General features: G+C 73.8%; 3 protein-coding genes. All 3 read left to right on the plus strand.

What is annotated here, in order from left to right; genetic code table 11:
* Window positions 1-1,694 (plus strand): phosphonate ABC transporter, permease protein PhnE (phnE, locus tag DW309_RS11510; protein ID WP_240753196.1); only part of this gene is annotated, 1,694 nt, incomplete at its 5' end.
* A complete protein-coding gene (locus tag DW309_RS11515; RefSeq protein ID WP_136045448.1) occupies window positions 1,691-2,830 on the plus strand; it encodes a TIGR03364 family FAD-dependent oxidoreductase in 1,140 nt (379 codons plus the stop codon). The genes phnE and DW309_RS11515, both read left to right, overlap by 4 nt.
* Window positions 2,827-3,389, plus strand: a 563-nt coding sequence (locus DW309_RS11520) for an HAD family hydrolase (RefSeq protein ID WP_136045449.1), incomplete at its 3' end; no start/stop codon positions are given. The genes DW309_RS11515 and DW309_RS11520, both read left to right, overlap by 4 nt.

Raw genomic sequence — 3,389 nt, forward strand, 5'->3', positions numbered from 1 at the left:
CGGGCGGGGCGACCGTCGCGGCCCGTGCGCCCCGGCGCCGGCCCTCCCCGGAGCGCATCGCCGCGGGACTCACGCTCGTCGCGCTCGTCGTGCTCGGTGTGCTCGCGGTGCGCGACGTCGACATCTCGATCCCCGCGATGGTGCAGAGCTGGGGCAACGCGCAGAACTTCCTGGCCCGCGTCGGCGGCCTCTCCTTCCCGGAGCCCGGCGAGCTCCTGTGGCTCATCGCGCTGACGGTGGGCCTCGTGCTCGTGGGCACCCTGCTCGCCGCGGTGCTGTCGGTGCCGATCGCCTACCTCGCCGCCTCCAACACCACCCCGGGAGCGGGCTGGCGCGCCGCGGCGCGGTTCGTCGGCGTGCTGACCCGCGCCCTGCCCGACGTGGTGCTCGCGATGGCGTTCGTGCTGATGTTCTCGCTCGGCACCCTGCCCGGCATCCTCGCGATCGGCATCCACTCGATCGGCATGATCTCCAAGATGTTCGCCGACGCGATCGAGCAGATCGACGAGGGGCCGCGCCTGGCGATCCGGGCCGCGGGCGGCTCGAAGCTGCAGGAGTTCACCGCCGGCATCCTCCCGCAGGTGCTGCCGAGCTGGGTGGCGACCGTGCTGCACCGCAACGACATCAACCTGCGCGGCAGCGTCGTCCTCGGCTACGTCGGCGTCGCAGGGCTCGGTCTGGAGATGTCGTATGCGTTCAAGGCGCTCAACTACGGCAAGGGTCTCGGCATCGCGCTCGTGATCTTCGCGCTGTGCATCGCGATGGAGGTCGTGTCGAGCCTCGTGCGCGGGGCCATGCTGGGCGAGCAGCGGCAGACGCGCTCCTGGATGGACCGCCTCGTGCACCCCCGGCTGCGCCGCACGACCGCGCCCACCGCCGCCCGGTCGGAGTGGGCAGCGACACCGCAGACCGCCCTCCGCCGCCCCTGGACCGCGCAGCGCGTGCGCCACACCCTCGCCGGGGTCGCCGCCGTCCTGGTCGTGATCGGCAGCGTCGCGGTGAGCCAGATCACCTGGCTCGACCTCTTCACGTTCTGGGCCAAGCTCCCCGAGGTCGCCGCGCGCTTCTGGCCGCCGTCGTTCGGGAACTACGACGCGCCCGCGATGCTGGAGGCCATGCGCGAGACCGTCGCGATCGCGCTCGCCGCGACCGTGCTCACCCTGCTGCCCTCCCTGCTGCTCGGCTCGCTCGCCGCCCGCAACGTCGCCCCGAACGGAGCCGCGCGAGGGACCGCGCGCCTGCTGCTCGTCGGCATCCGCGGCATCCCGGAGCTCATCCTCGCGATCGTGCTCGTCGTCATCACGGGACTGGGCGCCCAGGCCGGCGTCATCGCGCTCGCGATCGGCGGCATCGGGTTGCTGGGCAAGCTCATCGCCGACTCCCTCGAAGAGGTCGACCGCGGACCGGAGCGCGCACTGCGTGCGGTCGGTGCGACCCGCCTGCAGACCTACGCGGCCGCCACCGTGCCGCAGGGGACCAGGGCGCTGATCGGGCACAGCTTCTACATGCTCGACACCAACATCCGTGCCGCCACCATCCTGGGCATCGTCGGCGGCGGCGGCGTGGGGTACTACCTGCTGAACGCCAGCCAGGGCTCACGCTACGAGACGGTGACCGCGATCGTCCTGATGATCCTGGTGACCGTGCTCGCGGTGGAGGGTCTCGCGATGTGGATGAGGAAGGTGTTCCGATGACCCGCGCGAACGACACCGCCGACGTGGTCGTGATCGGTGCGGGCATCGTGGGGCTCGGCGCCGCGTACGCCGCCGTCCGCCGGGGGCTGCGCGTGATCGTGCTCGACCGCAGCGACCGGCCCGTCGGTGCGACCGTGCGCAACTTCGGGCACCTGTGCATCGGCGCCCAGGGCGGAGACGCGCGGCGCTACGCCGACACCTCGCGCGAACTGTGGCTGCGGCTCGCCCGCGACGCCGGGTTCTGGCTGCGCGAGTCCGGCACGCTCGTGGCCGCCAGGCACCGGGACGAGCTGGACGTGCTGGAGGCGGCGGCGCACGACGGCGGCATCCGGATGCTGGACAGCGCCGAACTGCGCCGCCGGGCGCCGCTGCGCGCGGAGGGGCTGCACGGTGGCGCGCTCATCGATGCCGACCTGCAGACCGATCCGCGCACTGCGGCCGCCGCGATCGTGCGCCACCTCGCCGCGAACGGTGTGGACTTCCGCTTCCGCACCGCCGCGACCCGCCTCGCCGACGGACGGGTCGAGACCACGCGCGGTCGCATCGATGCCGGGGTCGTGGTCGTCGCCGTGAACCACGACCTCGACCAGCTGCTGCCCGAGCTCGCCGAGCGGCACGGTGTCGCCCGCTGCGCCCTCGACATGATGCGGGTCGCGGCGACCCTCCCGCGACCGCTCGACGCGCCCCTGCTCACCGGGTGGTCGCTCATCCGCTACGGCCGGTTCGCCGCGACCCCGCAGGCCGCGGCGCTGCGCGAGCGCCTGCACGCCGAACGCCCCGACCTCGCCGCGCTCGACCTCAACCAGATGTACACGCAGCTGCCCGACGGCACCCTGATCCTGGGCGACTCGCACGCGACCGCGACCGCTCCCGCGCCGTTCCAGCCCGAGGCCGCGTTCGCCGCGTTCCTCGCGGAGGCTCTGGCGCTGTTCGACATGCCGGAGCCGCGCGTGATCGAGCGGTGGCAGGGCGTGTACGCCAAGGCCCCGGGCGAGTTCCTCGTCGACCGCGGCGACGACGGCACCCTGGTGATCGCCGCGACCACCGGCATCGGCATGACCTGCGGGCTCGGACTCGCCGAGCTCACCCTCGCCTCGGCCCTCGGCCGGGCACCCGCCCTGGAAGGAACACCATGACCACTCCGATCGAACTCGTCGTCCTCGACATGGCCGGCACCACCGTGCGCGATGACGGCGTGGTGGAGCAGGCGTTCCAGCGCGCCGCCGAGCGCACCGGGGTGGCCGCGCGGCTGCCGTGGGAGGAGGCGCTCGACCACGTGCGCGCCACCATGGGGCAGTCGAAGCTCGACGTCTTCCTGCACCTCGCCGACGGCGACCTCGCCGCCGCGCAGCGCGCCACCGCCGCATTCGAGGACGCGTATGCGGAGATCGTCGCGGAACACGGCGTGACCGAGATCCCCGGGGCCGCGGACGCGATCCAGGGGCTCAAGGACGCCGGACTCGCCGTGGCCCTGACCACCGGGTTCGCACCAGTGACCCGGCAGGCGCTGCTCGACGGGCTCGGATGGGGCGACCTCGTCGACGTGGCGCTCTCACCCGCGGACGCGGGCCGCGGCCGTCCGGCGCCCGACCTCGTGCTCGCCGCGCTCCTGCGCTGCGGGGCCTCGGCGGTGGACGCGGCCGCGGTGGTCGGCGACACCGTGAGCGACGTGCAGTCCGGGCGCCGCGCCGGGGC

This window comes from Microbacterium sp. K41 (assembly GCF_004794395.1).
Taxonomy (GTDB): Bacteria; Actinomycetota; Actinomycetes; order Actinomycetales; family Microbacteriaceae; genus Microbacterium; species Microbacterium sufflavum.